Source organism: Mesorhizobium sp. M1004, from assembly GCF_040318795.1.
GTDB lineage: Bacteria > Pseudomonadota > Alphaproteobacteria > Rhizobiales > Rhizobiaceae > Mesorhizobium.
This window is the reverse complement of the sequence record NZ_JAMYNB010000002.1, coordinates 103146-123080: the sequence shown is the minus strand read 5'-3', so window position 1 is coordinate 123080 and position 19935 is coordinate 103146. Positions and strand designations below refer to the sequence as shown.

Below are 19935 nucleotides of genomic sequence, written 5' to 3'. Positions count from 1 at the left end.
CGGTTCAGCGGCTGGTCAGGAAAACCGCTTCCTCGTCGTCGCGCTGCCTTCCGCCCAGTGCTGCCGCAGCGCTGGCGATGAAGGCGCCGATAACCAGCGACAGGGCGCCAAGCAGTGCGAAGGTGGCGCTGCCTTTCCGGGCGGCGTCGGCGGCCTGCTTGGCCTTGACCTTGGCGTCCTCGACCCTGGCCACCAGGGCGTCGACACGCGCCTTGGCGTCAGCCTCGGAAAGCCCGGTGCGGGCGGCGACGAGCTGCGACAGATAGGTCTTGTCGTCAGCCGAAATTTCGCCTGCCGCCGCACTGGCGATGAGGATGCGCGAAGCCTGCCCGGCCGCAGCCGCATCGCTGTCCGGATTGGCCGCCGCGAGCCTGGCGGCATCAGCCGGACGGAACAGCGTATCCACGAGATAGGATGTCGCATTGTCGGCCGGTGCGCTGCCGGCATTGGCGGACGCGCTGGCCGAAGCACCCATGGCGGCGCCCGAGGCAACAGTAGAAGCCGCCTGCACGCCTGAACCAAGCACTGCCGACAGCGCCGACCCGAGAATGCCGACGACCAGCAATGTCGCCAGCGCCCAGGCGAGGAGGCCGTGCGCGGTGTCACGGAAATAGACCTCGTCGGTGTGGATGCCGACCCATTTGGTGCGCAGGCGTCCGGCAAGATAGCCACCGACCCCGGAGGACAGCCATTGCACGATGATGAGCCAGATGGCGCCGGACGCCGCGAAGGTGGTCAGCGAGGCACTGGCGCCGGACCACGGCGAGACCATGGTCAGCCCCAGCCCCGAACCGAGCAGCATGAGGATGAAGGTCAGCGTCGAGGCCGCGAAGGCGCCGGCGATGATCGGACCCCAGCTGACGGCCGGGGCGGAGGATTCTGTTGAGGCGGATACGTCGACAGCCGATACGGTGGACTGCATCGACGCCTCCTACCGTACGAACAGCATGATGAGAATGATGATCGGGATCGGAATACCGAGCAACCAGAGCAAAATACCGCGTCCCATAAAGAGCCTCCCTGCGAGAAATTGATCGATGTCGTCACAATGTTCCTGAGCGATTTCCGTTCCGAAGGGCAATGAAATGATTTGCTTGCCGGGAACGGAACCATTTTCCGCGCGGCCCGAGGCACGACTGCGAAACTGTGGATTGGTTCACGGAGTTCCACATGGGCTGCCGTGTATTGTTGGCTCGGTGAGCCGGGGGTAGCATGAGCGATCCCGCCGTCGGATGTCGTCAACGGAGACGCTGATGCCCAAGACTGTCGCATCGCTGGCTTACAAAAAGGCGCAGCCCGGCCAGGCGGTGGTGATCGTGCACGGCATGGGCGAGCAGCGGCCGATGGGTACGCTGAGGGGATTCGTCCAGGCGGTCTGGAGCAGCGATCCCACCCGTGCTCCACCCTACGCCCAGATTCCCGATCCGGCCGTTTCCGGCGCCACGATCAACCAGAGCTGGATCACGCCCGACAGCCGGACCAAGTCACACGAGCTGCGCCGCATCACCACGCCCTACGACGTCGATGGCCGCCGTACCGATTTCTACGAGCTTTATTGGGCCGACATCACGCAAGGCACGACGCGCGGCCGGCTGGCCGCCTGGGTTACGAACCTGTTGTGGCGCAAGCCCGCCGACATTCCGCTCGACGCCCGCAAGCTTTACGTCGCCACACTTCTGATCGTTATCGTCATTCTGGGCGCAGCACTCGTGCTGGCAACATCGGTCTGGCAACAGGCCGTTACCTTGACGACCGGCCTGATGATCACCACCTTCGCTTCTTTTGTCATCTGGGCGGTGGATCAGTTCGCCCTGCCCTATTTCGGTGACGTCGCCGCTTATGTGCGCGCCGAGGCGGCGACGATCGAGAAGCGTGCGCTGATCCGCGACCGCGGCCTGACGTTGCTCAAGACGCTGATGAAGGACGATGCTTACGACCGCATCGTGCTAGTCTCGCACAGCCTGGGGTCGATCATCGCCTATGATTTGCTGCAGATCCTGTGGGCCGAGTTCCGGCCGCGAAGGCTGGAAGCGGTCCGCGACAAGGCCAAACTGGCGGCGGTCGAGGCCATCGACAAGGCAACGCTCGGCTCTGATGGGTCAGCGTGGCCAAAGAACCTTGAAGACCTCGCCGGGTTCCGGCGCGGCCAATGGGCGCTCTACCAGCAGCTTCGGGCCAAGGACGCCGACCACCCGCTGCCCTGGAAGATCAGCGATTTCGTCACGCTTGGCAGTCCGCTCTCCCACAGCGAATTCCTGGTGACCTACAATCTCGCGGAATTCAGGCGTGGCCTTGCCGAGCGCCTGTTCTCGGCCTGCCCGCCGATTGCCGATGACGGGCGCCCCGGCGGCACCGTGCTTTACCGGGAAGGACACAGCCAAGGCAAGGCGCAGCGCGCAGTGCATCATGGCGCGGTGTTTGCGGCAACGCGCTGGACCAACGTCTACGACCGCGGCAATGGCTGGGCGACAGGCGATCCGATTTCCGGTCCGATGACGGAAAACTTCGGCCCCGGTGTGGAGAACATCCAGATCGAGCTTCGCAGCTCACTTGGCCGTATCTTCACGCACACGCTTTATTGGTCATCGACGGCAAACGGCGTTGAAATCGCCCCGCCGGCGGGCACCGCGCCGCGCTCGCATCTGCAAGTGCTGCGCGACGTGGTGGACCTCGGGCGAAAGCTGGAACCAAAGGCCTGACCCCGGAGTGGAGCTTCGGCGGCAAGGCCCCCGCCATCAAATGTCCAGATTGGCCACCGACAGCGCATTGTCCTGGATGAATTCGCGCCGCGGCTCGACCTCGTCGCCCATCAGCCGCGAGAACAAGCTGTCAGCATCGGTTGCGTCATTCACCTTGACCTGCAGCAGCGAGCGCACATTCGGGTCGAGCGTGGTTTCCCAGAGCTGCTCGGCGTTCATCTCGCCGAGGCCCTTGTAGCGCTGCATAGTCAGGCCCTTGCGGCCGGTCGCAAACACCGCGTTGAGCAGCGCCAGCGGCCCCGAAATGGTTTCGGAGACATCCTTGCGGCGCAGCACCGGCGGCTCGCCATAGACTTCCATGAGGCGCGGGGCATAGCGGTCGAGCTGGCGTGCGTCGGCTGAATTTATCAGCCCGGCATCGAGCTGCGCGAATTCCTTGACGCTGCGCACCGTGCGTTCGAACACGTAGCCGCCGACGCCTTCATTGGAGGTCGACAGCCGGCCGGTCCAGCCGCGCTCGGTGTCCTCGGCGATGATGTCGAGGCGCTGGGCGACGCGTTCGGCCATGGCGTTGGCGCGGCCGAGATCGTTCAGCACATCGGCATTGAGCGCACCGGCGATCGCCGCCTGTTCGACCACACCCCTGTTGTAGCGCGTATGCAGCCCGTTGATGAGCTGGCGTACTGCCAGTGCATCGTCGATCGAGCCGCGCAGATCCTGTCCGGCCCGCGCCTCGCCGGAGGCAAGCGTCAGCGACGCCTCTTCCAGCCCGGAGCCGATCAGGAATTCCTCGAAGGCGCTCTCGTCCTTGATGTATTGCGAGCTTTTTCCGCGCGTCACTTTGTAGAGCGGCGGCTGGGCGATGTAGAGATGGCCGCGCTCGATCAGCTCCGGCATCTGGCGGAAGAAGAAGGTGAGCAGCAAGGTCCTGATATGGGCGCCGTCGACGTCGGCGTCGGTCATCAGGATGATCTTGTGGTAGCGCAATTTGTCGGCGTTGAACTCGTCCTTGCCGATCGAGGTGCCGAGCGCGGTGATCAGCGTGCCGATCATCTCGGAGCCTAGCATGCGGTCGAAGCGGGCGCGCTCGACATTGAGGATCTTGCCGCGCAGCGGCAGGATCGCCTGGTTCTGGCGCGAACGGCCGCCCTTGGCGGAGCCGCCGGCCGAGTCACCCTCGACGATGAAGATTTCGGATTTCGCCGGGTCGCGTTCCTGGCAGTCGGCAAGCTTGCCGGGCAGAGAGGTGACGCCGAGCGAGCTTTTGCGGGTGATGTCGCGGGCCTTGCGCGCGGCTTCACGCGCCGCGGCCGCCTGGATCACCTTGTCGATGACCACCTTGCCCTCGGTCGGGTGTTCTTCCAGCCATGTGCCAAGCGCCTCGTTGACCAGGCCTTCGACCACGGGCCGCACCTCTGACGAGACCAGCTTGTCCTTGGTCTGCGAGGAGAATTTCGGGTCGGGCACCTTGACCGACAGCACCGCCGTCAGGCCTTCGCGGCAGTCGTCGCCGATCAGCGCCACCTTTTCCTTCTTGGTCAGGCCCGACGATTCGCCATAGCCGGTGATCTGGCGCGTCAGCGCGCCACGGAAGCCGGCCAGATGGGTGCCGCCATCGCGCTGCGGGATGTTGTTGGTGAAGGCCAGCACGTTCTCGTGGTAGCTGTCGTTCCACCACATCGCCACTTCGACGGTGATGCCGTCGCGCTCGGCCTTGATGGCGATCGGCTTGTCGATCAGCGGTTTCTTGACCCGGTCGAGATATTTGACGAACTCTTCCAGGCCGCCATCATAGTGCAGTTCGTGGCGCACGAGATCGGCATGGCGGGCATCGGTCAAAATGATGCGCACCCCGGAATTCAGGAAGGCGAGCTCGCGCAGCCGGTGCTCCAGCGTGCCGAAGTCGAATTCGACCATGGTGAAGGTTTCGGACGACGGAAAGAAGGTGATCTCGGAACCGCTGCGGCCCTCATAGGTGCCGGGCTGCTTGTTCTGCTCATAGCTGCCGGTGGCCTTGAGCGGCGCATCGGCATTGCCATGCGTGAAGCTCATCTCGAAAATCTGGCCGTTGCGGCGGATTTTCAGCTTCAGCCAGGCCGACAGCGCATTGACCACCGAGACGCCGACGCCGTGCAGGCCGCCAGACACCTTGTAGGAATTCTGGTCGAATTTGCCGCCGGCATGCAGCTGCGTCATGATCACTTCGGCCGCCGAAATGCCTTCGCCAGTGTGAATATCGGTCGGAATCCCGCGGCCATTGTCGATAACGGTGACCGAACCGTCGGGATTAAGCGTCACCGTGACCAGGTCGGCATGGCCGGCCAGCGCCTCGTCGATGGCGTTGTCGACCACCTCATAGACCATGTGATGCAGGCCCGAGCCGTCGTCGGTGTCGCCGATATACATGCCCGGCCGCTTGCGGACAGCGTCCAACCCCTTCAAAACCTTGATGGAATCGGCGCCGTATTCGGCCTCAGCGCCGTTGGCGTTGTCGCTTTGATCGCTCATGAAAACCTGTCTGATTGATGCCGCATGCTCAGCGCGAAAAAATGGCTTCGAATCACGCCGCTTTGATGTCCTAGATATAGGCGCAAAAGGCGGTTTTTCCAAGGTTTGCGGGCATTTCAGGGCTGAATCCCGAGCTGGCAGCCGGCTATTTTTTCGCGGCTTTCAATTTGGCCAGAAGACGGCGCAGATATTTGATCGTGGGTTTGTCCCTCGGCGCCAGTTTGCCTGTGCGGTCAAGCTCCAGCGTCAGGTCTAGCGCCTGCGACAACACAGCCTTCGGATTCTTCGCCACATAGGCATAGTTGATGTAGGCCTGTACCAGATCGAATTGCCAGATCGCATTGTCCGGATCGGACAGGGCCAACCGCTGGCGGATGGCCAGGCTGGCTTCGAAGGCCTTCTTCGAGCCCTCATAGTGGCGCTGCTTGGTCTCCAGCAGGCCTATTTCCTCGAACGTGATCGACAGGTCGCGCTGCCAGTCGGAATTGCCCGGGTCGAGATTTGCCAACCGGTCGGCAATGACGAGACTGTCCTGGTAGTTCTGCAAAGCACCGGCGATATCGCCCTGGGCATCAAACACGCCGGCAATTTTTTCCAGACAGACCGACAGGTCGCGCTGCCAATCGGTGTTGCCTGGGTCGCTGGCGGCAAGGTCTCGCGCCGTGGCCAGCGCCTGCTGGTAGGCCTCCAACGCGAGTGGCCAGTCCTTCTGGTCGCCGTAAGCATTGCCGATCTTGGCGTAACCGACCGACAGGTCGCGCTTCAAATCGGTGTCGTTTGAGTCGCGGCGCACCAGCGCTTCGGCGATTATTTGACTCTTGTTGTAGGCGTCGAGCGCGCCCGCAGCGTCGCCACGCTCGCGCAGGACGTCGCCGATCCTTGTGTAGCTGACGGAGACGGCGCGCTGATGCCTGGGGTCGTCGGGGTTGTTCTGCGCCAGCGCCAGCCGAATTCTCAGGCTCTCTTCGAATGCAGTCTGGGCGCCATCCAGCTGGCCGGCGGTACGGGCAAGACCGCCGATTTCGTCGTAGGTAATGGTCAGGTCGCGCAGCAGATAGACGCTGTTCGGCTCGGCATCGGCCAATTGCTGCTTGATGGACAGGCTTTGCTGGTAGGCCTGGGCTGCCGCACCCACGTCGCCTTGCGTGGCCAGCACATTGCCGATCTTGTCATTGGCCATGGCGAGATCGCCGAGCCAGTCCTTCTTGTCCGGCACGTCTGTGGTCAGGCCCTGCAACATGTCCCTGGCCGCCTCATAGTTTTGCAGGGAGGCCGGCAGATCGCCTTGCGCCATCTTGATGTTGGCGAACTTGATATGGCCGATGGCCAGGTCGCGCTTGACGCTCGGATCGGTTTCCTGGCGCGCTCGCTGCTCAAGATTGGCGACCAGCGCCGCAAAGGCGCGGCTGGCGGCGTCGGTGTTGCCGACCGTTGTGTAGAGGATGCCGAGCTCTTCCAGCGTGCGGCTTTGGCGGTCGGCCTGTTCCAGGCTGAGCGAGGTCTGCCCGGCTTCGCCATAGAGCGCCAGCACCGTTTCATAGTCCTTGATGGCGGTTGCATAGTCCAGGGTGGCACGCGCCGCGCCGCCCGAGAGAAATCGCGTCGCGGCTTCGGACAGGGTGCGGCTGACGAAATTGGCCTTCAACGCCTGGCGCGAGACATTGTCGACGTCGGCGGCCTTGGCGAGGATCACGCGTGCGCCATCGAAAGCGCCGAGCGCCAACTGTTCCTCGGCCTGGCGGCGCAGTTCGGTCACCTGCGGGTCGTCGGCGGCCAGCGTCTTCATCTCGCCGCGCACCTTGACGAAGGCGTCGGCCGCCTCGCGCAGCTTGGCGTCCAGGCTTTCGCCGGAGAGATGGCTGGTGTCGGAACTGATCAGCGCGCCATAGAGCGGCGCCAGCGGCATGTCGGCATCGCTGGCGACCCGTTCGACCGCGCCGCGCATTTCCGGCGTCACATCGGCCATGGCAAGCAACAGCCGCTCGCGCTCCGGCAGTTGTTCCTTGGCCGCCGAGGCGAAGAACAGCTTCGGCAGCCCGCTCTCGACGTAGGGCAGCTGTTTTCCGCGCGAAAGGTCGTAGACCTCCTGCTGCACCAGCGTCAGCACCGAGCGGATTTCGAGCCCGTCGGTGCCGAGGTATTTGATCAGCGCCGCTGTAAAGGGCGAATTCGCACCGGTACCGTCGGCAGCCGTCTCGCCGGGCGCCGCCGAAAAGGCGAACAGGATGTTTTCCGCCTTGCCGACGCGTCCGAGGCCCGGCTTGATCTTGTCCACCAGGTCCTTGATCAGCGATGTGGCGCCACGCCCGTCGCCGTTGCCGTCTGTGAACGGATCGCTGCGGCAGGCGTCGAGCACAATCAGCCCGACCTTCGCCGTGGCGGCAACCGCATCGCGCACTTCCTCCAGCGGCAGGCTGGTCTTCTCCAGCTGGTCGAGCGAGGAGGCATCGGCATCGACCGGCAGCAGCCGGTTGTCGCCGGAGATTTCGACGCCATGGCCGGAGAAATACACCAGCGCCACGTCGGCGCCCTTAGCGTCCTCGCGAAAATCGTCGAGAGCCCGGCGCATGCGCCTGAGATCACGATTGGTCTCAAGCACGACTTCGAAGCCGAGCTTCTTCAGCGCCGCTTCCATCGCCTCGCCGTCATTGACCGGATTGGAGAGCGGCCGCACCAGCCGATAGTCGTCCTCGGCAATGACCAACGCCACGCGCCGCTCCGCCACCGCCGTGGCGGTGGTCGCAAGCATCAACAGCAAGGCAAACAACAGGCGCAAATCGAACCGCCCCCGGCTCAGTCACCTGCCGACCATTCCACCTCTTTATGGCATGAGCAAGCCGGGGCCGGCTGCGTTACGCAGCCCGCATCGGCTTCAGCGCCTCGCTCCAGCGCGAGAGCTCGTCCAGCATGGTCTTGGTCCCACCCTCTACCTGCTCACTAGCCTGGAAGGAGCCGTCGCTCTCCAGCAGTTTCTGATACATCGGCAGCGCGACGCCTTCCGAGATGGGCATGACGCCCACCGCGGTCAGCAGCGGCTTCAGCGCCTGCGCGGCGCGCAGGCCTCCGGAAACGCCGCCATAGCTGAAGATGGCGGCGGGTTTGTATTTCCACTCGCGCGATAGATAATCGATCGCGTTGACGATCGCCGGAGCGACGAAATAATTGTATTCCGGCGCCACGAAGACAAAGGCGTCGGCGGCGTCGATTGCCTTCGACCAGGCCTTCGTATGGTCCTTCTCGTATTTGCCGAGTTTTGGATGATGCGGCTCGTCCAGAACCGGCAGATGGAACGTGGCAATGTCGGTCAGCACCGGTTCGAATTTGCCGTGCTCGCGGGCAAAATCCTCCAGCCAATGGGCGAAGACCGGCCCGGCGCGGCCCGGCCGCGTGCTGCCGATGATGATGTTCAGCTGGTGCTTCAAGCGGGCTCTCCTGGTGGCAGTATCTGTTAGTGACTATCACCTACGGCAGAGTGCCCTATTGGACAAGGCGCGAGCGTTTCACAGGCGGTCACGATCCGATGAACAGATTGTCTGTCGAGGCATTCTCGCTACAGCGTTTCAGTTTGCCGTTCGGTCACATGGACGCCCGGATTGCCAGCCACTACATCTGAGCTATCAGCGGAGCACCTCATGGACACGCAGCCCGTCCCCTTCGTGCCGCCGGCGCCCAGGCCGCGCACGACGCCGCCTTCGACGCTGGAGATGATGCGGATCGTCTACCGCAATCCGCTCGAACTGTGGGGCGAGCACACCTACAACGAGCCCTGGATTTCGGCGAATGGCGTCGGCGGGCATCTGATCGTCGCCAACGATCCCGGCCTTATCCGCCACGTGCTGATCGACAACGCCAAGAACTACAAGATGGCGACGGTGCGCCAGATGATCCTGCGACCGATCTTGCGCGACGGGCTGTTGACCGCCGAAGGCGAGGTGTGGAAGCGCTCGCGCAAGGCGATGGCGCCGGTGTTCACGCCGCGGCATATCTTCGGCTTCGCCGAGCCGATGCTGCGCCGCACGATGCAGTTCGTCGCCCGCTATGACGAAGGCGGCATGACCGATGTCGCCCATGACATGACGCTGCTCACCTACGATATCCTGGCCGAGACGCTGTTTTCGGGCGAGATTGCGGGCGAGCCCGGCAGTTTCGCGCAGGAGATCGACCGCCTGTTCGAGACCATGGGCCGCGTCGATCCGCTCGACCTGTTGCGCGCGCCCGAATGGCTGCCGCGGCTGACCCGCATCCGCGGCCGCAAGACCATGGCCTATTTCCGCAAGATCGTCACCGATACGGTCAAGATGCGCGAGGAGCGGCTGAAGCGCGACCCCGACACCGCGCCGCAGGATTTCCTGACGCTTCTGCTGCGCGCCGAAGGCCCCGACGGGCTGACGCGGGCGGAAGTCGAGGACAACATCATCACCTTCATCGGCGCCGGCCACGAGACCACCGCGCGGGCACTGGGCTGGACGATCTACTGCCTCGCCGAAGCGCCGTGGGAGCGCGAAAAGGTCGAGCGCGAGATCGAGGCCGTGCTGGCGCGCGAACCCGACCCAACGAAATGGCTCGAGGCAATGCCGTTCACCCGCGCCGCCTTCGAGGAGGCGCTGCGGCTTTATCCGCCGGCGCCGTCGATCAACCGCGAGCCGATCGAGACGGAGACCTGGAACGATCTGGTGCTCCCCAAGCGCGCGGCCGTACTGGTGATGCCTTGGGTCGTCCACCGCCACAGAAAACTGTGGGACATGCCCGACGCCTTCATGCCCGAACGCTTCCATCCGGGAAACCGCGAGAAGATCGACCGCTTCCAGTATCTGCCGTTCGGCGCCGGTCCGCGCATCTGCATCGGCGCCAGCTTCGCCATGCAGGAGGCGATCATTGCGCTGGCCATCATGCTGTCGCGCTTCCGCTTCGATGTGACCGCCGAGACCAAGCCGTGGCCGGTGCAGAAACTGACGACACAGCCGCAAGGCGGCCTGCCGATGCAGGTCACGCGGCGCGTTTAACGGCGCAACGCCTTGTTACGCGATCCCGGCAGGCTTGCGCTGGAACTGGCCTGCGGCGCGGAAGCGCCAGAGATAGCTGGGCAGGATTGTGCCGATAGACTGCGGCTGGATGTCGAGGCCGGCAAGGTTCCGGTTGGCCTTGTTGGCCTCCTCCGACACAATATTGGGCTGGCGCAGCAGCAGCACCTGGTCCTTGGTCAGCAACGGGTTGGGCAGCAGGCCGAGGATCGAGGCCTGCAGATTGGCCATCCACCACGGCACCGGCACCAGGAGCCGCTTGCGCTCGATGACGGTGAGCAGCTCTTCCATGCACTGCTTGAAGGTGAGCACTTGCGGCCCGCCGAGTTCATAGATCTGGCCGCCCTTGATCTTGCCCTCGACCGAACGCGCCACTGCTTCGGCGACATCGCCGACATAGACCGGCTGGAACTTGGTCTGGCCGCCGCCGATTAGCGGCAGCACCGGCGAATAGCGCGCCATGTCGGCGAAGCGGTTGAAGAAACTGTCCTCGGGTCCGAAATTGATCGACGGACGGAAGATGACGGCGTCCGGGATCGTCTCCAGGACAGCCTTTTCGCCGAGCGCCTTGGTGCGCGCATAATCGGACTCGGCGTTGAGGTCGGCGCCCAGCGCCGAAATATGGGTGAGCCCTGCGCCGACCGAGCGCGCGGCTTCGGCGACGGCGCGGGCGCCGAATTCGTGCACGGTGTTGAATTTCTGCCGGCCGCTTTCATACGGGATGGCGACCAGATTGATGACATGGTCGGCGCCCTGCACGGCGCGGTCGACCGACCAGCGCACGCGCACATTGGCCTGCACCGGCTGGATCTGGCCGACATTGCCGAGGGGCTGCAGATGTCCCGCGAGATCGGGCCGGCGCACCCCCACCCTGATGCGGTAGCCGCGCTTGGCCAGCGCCCGCACGATGTGGCGGCCGACGAAGCCGGAGCCGCCGAAGACGACCACGAGCTTGGGGATCTGCAGGATTTCGGTCATGGCTGGCTCCGGCGCTCGAAAGCTTGGCTGAAGCCGTTTCATAGTCCGTTTTGCGCCAAAGGCAAAGGGTGACGCGTCGTCGCTGCCACCCTCTTATAGACCCTTCAGAACGCCTTGCCGATGCGCGCGTCGACCGACTGGCGGTTGCCGCCGCAGATAACGAAGAACAGCAGGATCGCCGCCCATAGAAGCGACTTTTCAGCGCCGGAAAAGCCCTGGCCGACAGTGATCCAGTGGAACCAGACGGTGACCAGCAGCACGATCATGCCGGCAAAGGCGGCGGGCCGAGTCAACAGGCCGATGGCGATCAGAATGCCGCCGAAGAATTCGGTGCAGGACAAAAGCAACGACCAGAACGCGCCGGGATAGAAGCCGAGGCCTTCGACCATCTCGGCGGCGCCGAAAGGGTTGGTGATCTTCTGCGAGCCGTGAATGGTGAGAAACCCGCCGGCGACGACGCGCAGAAGGGTTTCGGCGCCATCATGCAGCGACGAATACAGGCGGCCAAACACCGGAACGATAAGTTTGCCGCGGGAAGCGTCGGTGGTTGCGGACATCGTAGCTCCTGTTGTTGTGACGATCCCTTGCAAACGCCCGATGGTTCCCGGCAAGTCAAGTTAACAAAAGTTAACTTCCGCCATCATGTTTTAGCACACAGAGCACGAACGCAGAAAACCCCGCCGAAGCGGGTTTTCCGGGTGACGCAACGGTCGAGACAGAGCGCAACGGGGCGGATAACCTGAGACGGCATACGCCCGCCCGGGCCCTAAACGCATCCGACAGAAGACACCGACCGGGCAAACCCGACCCGGCAGCTATTGGTCGTTGCGATCGGTAGAAGGTTCAGTCAGGTCGCGTAAAAATTCGTTGTCGCAGGACCGCTTCAGCCCGAATAGCGCTCGGCGAACTCGGAAATGCGCTGCACCACGGCTTTGGGGGCATTGATGCCGCGCGCCTGCGCCTTCTCGGCCGCTTCGGCCCGCGCCCGGCCCGGCACGTGCACGCCAAAGCGCCGGCGCAGCCGGTCGAGCTGGTCCTTCATGCGTTGCTCGAAATCCGGGTCGAGCAGCTTGGGCTCGACGGCGAGCACGAACAGGCCGGTTCCCGGGCTGTCCGGTCCGCCGGAGAACCAGGGCGCGTCGAGCGACCAGTTGGCGCCCGACAGGCCAGCCGCCAGCACTTCGACCATCAGCGCGATGTTGGCGCCGCGCTGGCCGCCGAAGGCCAGCATGGCGCCCTTCATGGCCGCGGCCGGATCGGTGGTCGGGTTGCCGCTGGCGTCCAGCGCCCAGCCTTCGGGGATCTTCTTGCCGTCCTCGGCCGCCTTGCGGATGTTGACGAACGCCGTGGCGCTCGACGACTGGTCGATGACCAGCGGCGCGCCATCGGCGGCGGGTGCCGCAAACGACATCGGGTTGGTGCAATAGACCGGCTTGACCGAGCCCGAGCCTGCCAGCACCGCCGGCCCGTTGGTGGCGGCGAAGGAGACCAATCCCAATTGCGCCAGACGCCCGGTGAAATAGCCTAGTGCGCCGCAGGTATAAGCGTTCTTCTGCGAGAAGATGGCGACGCCGAACAGCTTTGCCGCCTTGGCGAGGTCGTCGATGGTGCGGTCGAAGCCGGTATGAGCGAGGCCGCCACGCGCATCGGAGAGATAGACGGCGAGCGCCGGCCTGGTGATCACCGGATCGGCATTGCCGTCGATGCGGCCGGCTTCCAGCGCTTCGAGGTAATCGATGAAATGGGTCAGCCCGACGGTCGAAAGCCCTTCCGCCTCGGCGGCAATGATCGAGGCGGTGAGCGACCTCGCCGCCTCCTCATTGGCGCCGGCGCCGAGCGCCGCCATCCGGCACAGCCCTGTTGCCTGGTCGAGAGAGAGTTGCATGGTGCGGACCCGATTGGTGGTGAGTGAGTAGGGAGTAGTCAGTAGGGAGTAGCGAAAGCAAGCGGTTTCCCGGTCATATGCTGACTACTCACCACTGCCTACTCACTATTCCCTAGCCCACCTTGTTCGGAATCCGCGCCTCGATCTTGCTGAATGCAAACACCAGTATGCCCGTGATGATCATGTAGATCAGCGCCAAAAGCAGCAAGGGTTCGTAGGTGAGATAGGTGTCCTGCCGGACCTTGGACGAGACGGCGAAGATGTCGATGACGCTGATCGTCGCCACCAACGGCGTCGATTTCAGCTGCAGCACGGTTTCGCCGGTCAGCGTCGGCAGCGCCCGGTAGATGGCCTGCGGCAGCCAGATGCGGCGGAAAATCTTCCAGCGGCTCATGCCGAAGGCGCGGGCTGCCTCTAACTGCCCCTTCGGCACGCCGGCAAAGGCGCCGCGCATTACTTCGCCCTCATAGCCGGCGAAGGACAAGGTCAGTGCCAGCACGCCATAAGGCCAGGCTTGCCTCAGATACGGCCACATCCAGGATTCGCGGATCCAGGGAAATTGCGGAAACAGCGAGCCCAGCCCGTAATAGAGCAGCCATAGCTGGATCAGCAGCGGCGTGCCCCTGATGACGGTGCAGAATGTCCTGGCGGGCGCGGAAAACCAGAAAGAGCCGGCGGCCTGAGCGAGCCCGAGCGGCACGGCGAGCAGGAAGCCGAGAAAGCAGGTGACGGCCAGGATCCACAGCGACCGCCAGATGCCGAGAAGCCCCATTTCATAATATTGCGGCAGCCAGTCCCAGCGCATGAAGAAGGCGGCGCTCAGCACCAGCACGATCGCGATCAGGATCAGCACCATGCGATGCGGCTGCAGCCACAGCGACGTCCGCGCGGCAACATTGATGATGGTCGCTTCTCCGGCCATCAGCGCGCATCCTTGAGCGACGGCATACCGCGCCGCGACCAGGCCTCGAGGCGGCCGATGAGCAGGTTGGAGACCAGCGACAAGATGAGATAGAGCACGCCCGCGGCGAAAAAGAAGGTGAAATAGGCTTTGGTGACGCCCGCCGCCTGCCGCGTCGCCAGCGCCAGCTCGTAAAAGCCAACGACTGCCAGAAGGGCCGTATCCTTGGTGGCGATCAGCCACAGATTGGCGAGCCCGGGTATGGCGAAGGGCAGCATCGCCGGCAAGGTGATGCGCCGCAGCATGAGCCCGGGTGACATGCCATAGGCGCGAGCGGCTTCGATCTGGCCCTGCGGTATGGCCAGGATGGCGCCACGGATCACTTCGGTCGAATAGGCGCCCTGGACAAAGCCGAGCACGGCGATGCCTGCCGCAAGGCCGCTGACGTCGACGCGCTGGTAGCCCATTGCCGTCAGCGCCTGGTTAATCAGGTCTGTTCCGGCATAATAGAGCAGCAGGATCAGCACCAGTTCGGGCACGGCGCGCACGATGGTGGTGTAAACCGCCAGCAAGTCGCGTACGACCGGCCCGCCGTAAAGTTTGCCAAAGGCGCCACCGGTGCCGATCAGGAGACCAAGGACCGTGGCGCCGAGCGCGATCTCGATCGAATGGAGCAGCCCAAGCAAGAGCGTGCCGCCCCAGCCCGGCGGATTGGGCGAAAGAAGCTCGATTGTGCCGGCCGCCGAGGCCGAAAGAAGTGCGTCGATCAGCGTCGCCCCCGGATTGCTGGCTTCAACCACCGCCGACGGCAGCGCCGGCGGCAAGCATGTCTGGGAAGATCGGGCAGGGAGGCATGGCGCTGACGACATGCCCCCTAGCTCATGCGAGGATCGTCAGTTCGACTGCGCGCCGCCACCACCGTAAATGTCGAAATCGAAGTATTTCTTCGATATCTCGTCATATTTGCCGTTCGAGCGGATCGCCTTGATGCCGGCGTTGATCTTGGCCTTAAGGTCGGTGTCTTCCTTGCGCACGCCGGCGCCCACGCCCGGTCCGAGCACTTCATCGTCCGGAGCCACCATGCCCTTCAGATCGCAGCAGGCCTTGCCCTGGTCCGACTTCAGAAATGCGTCGAGCGCGATCGAATCCGCCTGGACGGCGTCGAGGCGGCCTGCGGCCAGATCGTTGTTGGCTTCGTCCTGCGTCTGGTATTCCTTGATCTCGGCGGCCGTGGGCCCGAAATGCTTCTTCGCATAGGCCGAATGGGTGGTCGACACCTGCACGCCGAGCACTTTGCCCTTGAGATCGTCCGGCGTGGCGCCGAATTTCTGGTCCTTCGGTCCGATGATGGCGGTCGGCGTGTTGTAGTACTTATCCGAGAAGTCGATGGTCTTCTCGCGTTCGGCGGTGATCGACATCGAACTGGCGATGACGTCAATCTTCTTGGTCGTCAGCGCCGGGATGATGCCGTCCCAGGCGACAGGCGTGATGACGCAGTCGAGCTTCTCCTCGGCGCAGACGGCGTCGATGAACTCGATTTCCCAGCCAACCCATTTGCCGGAAGCGTCCGGCGAGGTGAAGGGCGGATAGGGCTCGGCGGCGACGCCGATCTTGACCGGATCGGCCTTGGCCACGCCCATGGCGGCGACGCCGAGCAGCAGCGCTGCGGCGAATGTTTTCAGAACAGTCTTCATGTCACGACTCCCAGTTTGTTGTTGGTTCCCGGTTTTCTTCCGTCCCGGCCTTCCTAGCCGATGTTGCGGATGAACTGCTTCAGCCTTTCGGATTTCGGTGCGCCGAATATCTGCTCCGGCGGCCCCTCTTCCTCGACCAGCCCGTTGCAGAGGTAGACGACATGGGTCGCGACCTCGCGGGCGAATTTCATTTCATGCGTGACCAGCACCATGGTGCGGCCCTCGCGCGCCAGGTCGCCGATCACCTTCAGCACCTCGCCGACCAGCTCCGGGTCCAGCGCCGAGGTCGGCTCGTCGAACAGCATGACGCGCGGGTTGATGGCCAGGGCGCGGGCGATCGCCGCGCGCTGCTGCTGGCCGCCCGAGAGATAGGCCGGATAGACGTCGCGCTTTTCGGCGAGGCCGACGCGCGCCAAAAGCTTTTCGGCTTCCCTGATCGCCACGTCGCGCCTGACGCCCAGAACATGCACCGGAACCTCGATGACGTTCTCGATCAGCGTCATGTGGCTCCACAGGTTGAAGTTCTGGAACACCATGCCGAGCTTGGCGCGGATGCGTTCGATCTGCCGGCGGTCGGCAGGCACGGTGTGGCCGTGGCTGTCGGCCTTGAGTTTGATCTCCTCGCCATTGACGCGGATGATGCCGCTGGTCGGATTTTCCAGGCAGTTGATGCAGCGCAGCAGCGTCGACTTGCCGGAACCCGAGCCGCCGATAATGGCGATCACCTCGCCGTCGCGCGCCGACAGCGAAACGCCTTTCAGCACATGCAGCTGGCCGAATTTCTTGTGCAGGTTCTCGACATGGATGGCCTCGGCGGCGCCGTCCTGCGCCTTGCCGGATTGGAATGCGGCGGTTCCCGCCGCGCTCACCGGGGAACCTCTGCCACAGGGTCCACGGCAGATCGTCGAACGTCTATCCGGCTAATCAACATACGCTGTAATGCCCACTCCAGACTTCAGCATGGACCCAACAGCGCGAGCCCGTCAATCCCGCTCATTACGGCACTTGCGGCCTTATTGTGCAAGTGTATAAATAGCCTCCGATGAAATTTCTTCCATTTTTTTCACCCTGAACACGGCATTGAAAAGGGCACCGATGAGCGCTTTCGGATCACAGTCCATGGCGGCGCCGTTGCGGCGCGTGCTGATGCGGTCGGCGGCCAATGCCATGCGCGGTGCCGACCGGGCTATCTGGCACTATGGCCCGGGTTTCGACCCGGCGAAAGCGGCGGCGCAGCACGCGGCTCTCGCTGAGCTGGTGACGGCGTCCGGCGCCGAAATCGAATGGATCGATGACAAGGCCGACGGGCTGTCGGATTCCGTATTCACCCACGACCCGTCGCTGATGACCGACCGCGGCGCGCTGATCCTGTCCATGGGCAAGCCATTGCGCGCCCGGGAGCCATCGCTGCATGAGGAAACCTACACACGCCTGGGTATTCCTATCCTCGGCCGCGTCGAGGCGCCCGGCCAGGTCGAAGGCGGCGATTGCGTATGGCTGGATAAAAACACGCTGGTAATCGGGCGCGGGGTGCGCTCCAACCAGGAAGGCATACAGCAGGTTTCCAACCTGCTGACGCCGCTCGGCATTTCCGTCTACGGCTTCGATCTGCCGCTGTGGCAGGGCGAGGAGGCGTGCCTGCATCTGATGTCGGTGATCAGCCCGCTGGCCGACGACCTGGCCCTGGTCTATTCACCGCTTTTGCCGGCTCCGTTCTATCAGTTGCTGAAGGCGCGCGGCATCCGGCTGGTCGAGGGCGACGCCGAAGAGTTTGCCGCGTCCAACGGCCTCAGCCTGAACGTGCTGCCGACCAGCCCGCACAAGGTCATTGCCGTGGCCGGCTTTCCCAAGACCAGGGCCGCGATGGAAGCCGCCGGCTGCACGGTTCAAATCTTCGAGGCGGATGCGCTCTGCATCGCCTGCGAAGGTGGGCCGACATGCCTGACGCGGCCCATCCTGCGCCAATGAATGAGCGCCGCAAGTTCCGCCGCGAGGGCGAGGAGCGGCGGCGGCAGGATTTGATCGACGCGACCCTGGACAGCGTGGCCGAACATGGGCTGGAGGGCGCCAGCCTGCGCACCATCGCACTCCGCGCCGGCGTCACCGCCGGGCTGATCCGGCACTATTTCCCCGGCAAGGAAGACTTGCTGCAGGAAGCGTACGCGGCGCTGATGGGCCGCATGACGGAGCAGGCGAAGGCGGCATTGCTCATGGAAGACGCCGCGCCGCGCCAGCGCCTTGCGGCCTTCGTTGCCGCCAACCTCAACGCGCCGATCATCGATGCACGCGTGTTTTCGCTGTGGGCAACCTTCATCGGCCGCGCCGGCGCGGATCCGAGCCTGGCTCGCGCCCACCGCGAAGGCTATCTCGGCTTTCGCAACGAGGTGGAAGCGGTCGTCGCCGAAGTGCTCGGCGCCGAACGACGCAGGCCGGACGCGAATGAGCTGCGCCACCATGCCATTGCGATCAACGCGATCATCGACGGGCTCTGGATCGAAGGCTGTCTGGCCGCAGAGATGTTCTCGCCTGGAGAATTGGCGGCGATCGGCGTCAAAGCCATAGAGGCCGAGCTCGGCCTCGCGCCGCAAAAGGGAGAGAACCCATGACCACCATCGGCGAAGCGCTGATCACGCTGCTCGAAGCGCATGGCGTCGACACCGTTTTCGGCATTCCTGGCGTCCACACTGTCGAGCTTTACCGCGGGCTGGCGCGCTCGAAGATACGCCATGTCACGCCGCGTCACGAACAGGGCGCCGGCTTCATGGCCGACGGCTATGCCCGCGCCAGCGGCCGGGCGGGCGTTGCCTTTGTCATCACCGGACCGGGGCTGACCAACACCATCACCGCAATGGGCCAGGCGCGCGCCGATTCGGTGCCGATGCTGGTGATTTCGGGCGTCAACGCGATGCCGACGCTGGGAAAGGGGCTGGGCTTCCTGCACGAACTGCCGGACCAGCGCGGCATGATGGAGAAGGTGGCGCTGTTTTCGCAGCGTGTCACCGAGGCCAGCGAATTGCCTGGCGCTTTGGCGCGGGCCTTCGCGCTGTTTTCGTCGTCGCGGCCGGGCCCCGTCCATATCGAGATCCCGACCGACGTCATGGTCAAACCGGCCGACGGCATCGCTGCTTCGCTCACCAATGCAGCGCCGCCGGCGCCGGATGGCGCAGCCATTGCCGAGGCCGCCAGACTGATCGCAGCCGCGCGCCGGCCGCTGATCCTTGCCGGTGGCGGCGCCAAGCGCGCCGAACAGCCACTGCAGCGCCTGGCCGAGCGGCTCGGCGCACCTGTCGTCCAGACCGCCAATGCGCGCGGTCTGCTGCACGCGCATCCGCTTTGCGTGCCGGCCAGCCCCAGCCTGAAGGCGGTGCGTGCGCTGATGGCAGACGCCGATCTGGTCATCGCCGCCGGCACCGAATTCGGCCCGACCGACTATGACGGTTACAGCGACGGCGGCTTCGTGCTGCCCGCCGATCTGATCCGCATCGATATCGGCGCCGACCAGCTCGCCCGCCGCCCGGTGAGCGTCGGCATCCAGGCCGATTGCGCGGAGGCGCTTGGTGCACTGCTAGGCGCGCTCCACCCTGATCATGCCGCAGCGAAGGACGGCGAGAGCCGCGCAGCCGCGTCGAGAAAGGCGGCCTTTGCCGAGCTCAGCCCGGCCTATGCCGCGCAGGTGCGTGCGGTGGAAACCATCCGCGACGCACTGCCGGGCGCCATCATCGTCGGCGATTCCACCCAGCCGATCTACGCCGCCAATCTCTATTACGACCATGACCGGCCAGGCGGCTGGTTCAACGCCGCCACCGGTTTCGGCGCGCTCGGCTACGGGCCGCCGGCGGCGATCGGCGCAGCGCTCGCCATGCCCGGCGTGCCGGTGGTTTGCCTCACCGGCGACGGCGGCTTTCAGTTCACCTTGCCGGAGCTGGGCGCGGCGCTCGATGCACCCGCACCGGTCATCTTCGTCGTCTGGAACAACAGAGGCTATCGCGAGATCGAAACGTCGATGCTCGATGTCGGCGTCGAGCCGGTCGGCGTGTCCCCGGCGCCGCCGGATTTCTGCAAGCTGGCCGAGGCCTATGGTATATCAGCCGAGCGGCTTGCCGGTACTGCCGGTCTCGCCGATGCGCTCAAGCGCGCACGCGCAACCAGACTGCCGCACGTCATCGAAATCACCATCGACTGACGCCTGGCCCTGCGCCGGATGTCCATGCGCGGGGGGTCGGAAGGGGCGGTCGGCGGCTTCGAGCGA

Annotated in this window: 16 protein-coding genes; 5 read left to right on the top strand and 11 right to left on the bottom strand. The window is 64.4% G+C overall.

What is annotated here, in order from left to right:
- Window positions 1-4: 4 nt before the first annotated feature.
- Entirely contained in the window at window positions 5-922 is a 918-nt protein-coding gene (locus tag NKH54_RS04840) for a hypothetical protein (protein ID WP_353027787.1), read from the bottom strand.
- Between the two features lie 331 nt (window positions 923-1253).
- On the opposite strand from NKH54_RS04840, the gene NKH54_RS04835 reads away from it, so the two are divergent.
- On the top strand, window positions 1254-2699 hold the full coding sequence (locus NKH54_RS04835; RefSeq protein WP_353027786.1) for a hypothetical protein: 1446 nt from the start codon (window positions 1254-1256) through the stop codon (window positions 2697-2699).
- A gap of 36 nt (window positions 2700-2735) precedes the next feature.
- Here NKH54_RS04835 and gyrB read toward each other — a convergent pair whose 3' ends face one another.
- From gyrB to NKH54_RS04820, 3 genes are all read right to left on the bottom strand, one after another.
- Window positions 2736-5207: a DNA topoisomerase (ATP-hydrolyzing) subunit B gene (gyrB, locus tag NKH54_RS04830; protein WP_023671333.1), complete on the bottom strand. Its 2472-nt coding sequence runs from the start codon at window positions 5205-5207 to the stop codon at window positions 2736-2738.
- 145 nt (window positions 5208-5352) lie between these two features.
- Window positions 5353-7983 (bottom strand): caspase family protein, encoded by a 2631-nt coding sequence (locus NKH54_RS04825; RefSeq protein ID WP_353027785.1) that lies wholly within the window; start codon window positions 7981-7983, stop codon window positions 5353-5355.
- Between the two features lie 76 nt (window positions 7984-8059).
- Window positions 8060-8629 carry an NADPH-dependent FMN reductase gene (locus tag NKH54_RS04820; RefSeq protein WP_353027784.1) on the bottom strand — a complete coding sequence of 190 codons (570 nt, stop codon included), beginning with the start codon at window positions 8627-8629 and terminating at the stop codon, window positions 8060-8062.
- Window positions 8630-8839: 210 nt separating this feature from the next.
- Between NKH54_RS04820 and NKH54_RS04815 the strand changes: the two genes are divergently transcribed.
- Window positions 8840-10210, top strand: coding sequence for a cytochrome P450 (locus tag NKH54_RS04815; RefSeq protein WP_023671330.1), 1371 nt, complete (start codon window positions 8840-8842; stop codon window positions 10208-10210).
- Between the two features lie 15 nt (window positions 10211-10225).
- Here NKH54_RS04815 and NKH54_RS04810 read toward each other — a convergent pair whose 3' ends face one another.
- From NKH54_RS04810 to NKH54_RS04780, 7 genes are all read right to left on the bottom strand, one after another.
- Entirely contained in the window at window positions 10226-11206 is a 981-nt protein-coding gene (locus tag NKH54_RS04810; protein ID WP_023750418.1) for a complex I NDUFA9 subunit family protein, read from the bottom strand.
- A 104-nt stretch (window positions 11207-11310) separates the two neighbouring features.
- Window positions 11311-11763, bottom strand: a complete 453-nt coding sequence (locus tag NKH54_RS04805) for a DoxX family protein (RefSeq protein WP_353027783.1) — start codon at window positions 11761-11763, stop codon at window positions 11311-11313.
- 326 nt (window positions 11764-12089) lie between these two features.
- Window positions 12090-13091, bottom strand: a complete 1002-nt coding sequence (locus NKH54_RS04800) for an Ldh family oxidoreductase (RefSeq protein ID WP_023714560.1) — start codon at window positions 13089-13091, stop codon at window positions 12090-12092.
- Window positions 13092-13203: 112 nt separating this feature from the next.
- Complete coding sequence (locus NKH54_RS04795) at window positions 13204-14013, bottom strand: ABC transporter permease (RefSeq protein WP_353027782.1); 810 nt, start codon at window positions 14011-14013, stop codon at window positions 13204-13206.
- Window positions 14013-14723: an ABC transporter permease gene (locus NKH54_RS04790; protein ID WP_352984396.1), complete on the bottom strand. Its 711-nt coding sequence runs from the start codon at window positions 14721-14723 to the stop codon at window positions 14013-14015. Before NKH54_RS04790 ends, NKH54_RS04795 begins: the two co-directional genes overlap by 1 nt.
- A gap of 162 nt (window positions 14724-14885) precedes the next feature.
- Window positions 14886-15686 carry a transporter substrate-binding domain-containing protein gene (locus tag NKH54_RS04785; RefSeq protein ID WP_023671323.1) on the bottom strand — a complete coding sequence of 267 codons (801 nt, stop codon included), beginning with the start codon at window positions 15684-15686 and terminating at the stop codon, window positions 14886-14888.
- Between the two features lie 53 nt (window positions 15687-15739).
- Window positions 15740-16555 (bottom strand): ABC transporter ATP-binding protein, encoded by an 816-nt coding sequence (locus NKH54_RS04780; protein WP_023739669.1) that lies wholly within the window; start codon window positions 16553-16555, stop codon window positions 15740-15742.
- A gap of 226 nt (window positions 16556-16781) precedes the next feature.
- On the opposite strand from NKH54_RS04780, the gene NKH54_RS04775 reads away from it, so the two are divergent.
- From NKH54_RS04775 to NKH54_RS04765, 3 genes are read left to right on the top strand one after another with little or no spacing between them, the layout of a single operon-like run.
- Window positions 16782-17654 (top strand): dimethylarginine dimethylaminohydrolase family protein, encoded by an 873-nt coding sequence (locus NKH54_RS04775; protein ID WP_352740225.1) that lies wholly within the window; start codon window positions 16782-16784, stop codon window positions 17652-17654.
- Window positions 17624-18292, top strand: coding sequence for a TetR family transcriptional regulator C-terminal domain-containing protein (locus NKH54_RS04770; protein ID WP_353027781.1), 669 nt, complete (start codon window positions 17624-17626; stop codon window positions 18290-18292). Before NKH54_RS04775 ends, NKH54_RS04770 begins: the two co-directional genes overlap by 31 nt.
- Entirely contained in the window at window positions 18289-19869 is a 1581-nt protein-coding gene (locus NKH54_RS04765; protein ID WP_353027780.1) for a 5-guanidino-2-oxopentanoate decarboxylase, read from the top strand. Before NKH54_RS04770 ends, NKH54_RS04765 begins: the two co-directional genes overlap by 4 nt.
- Window positions 19870-19935: the final 66 nt, after the last annotated feature.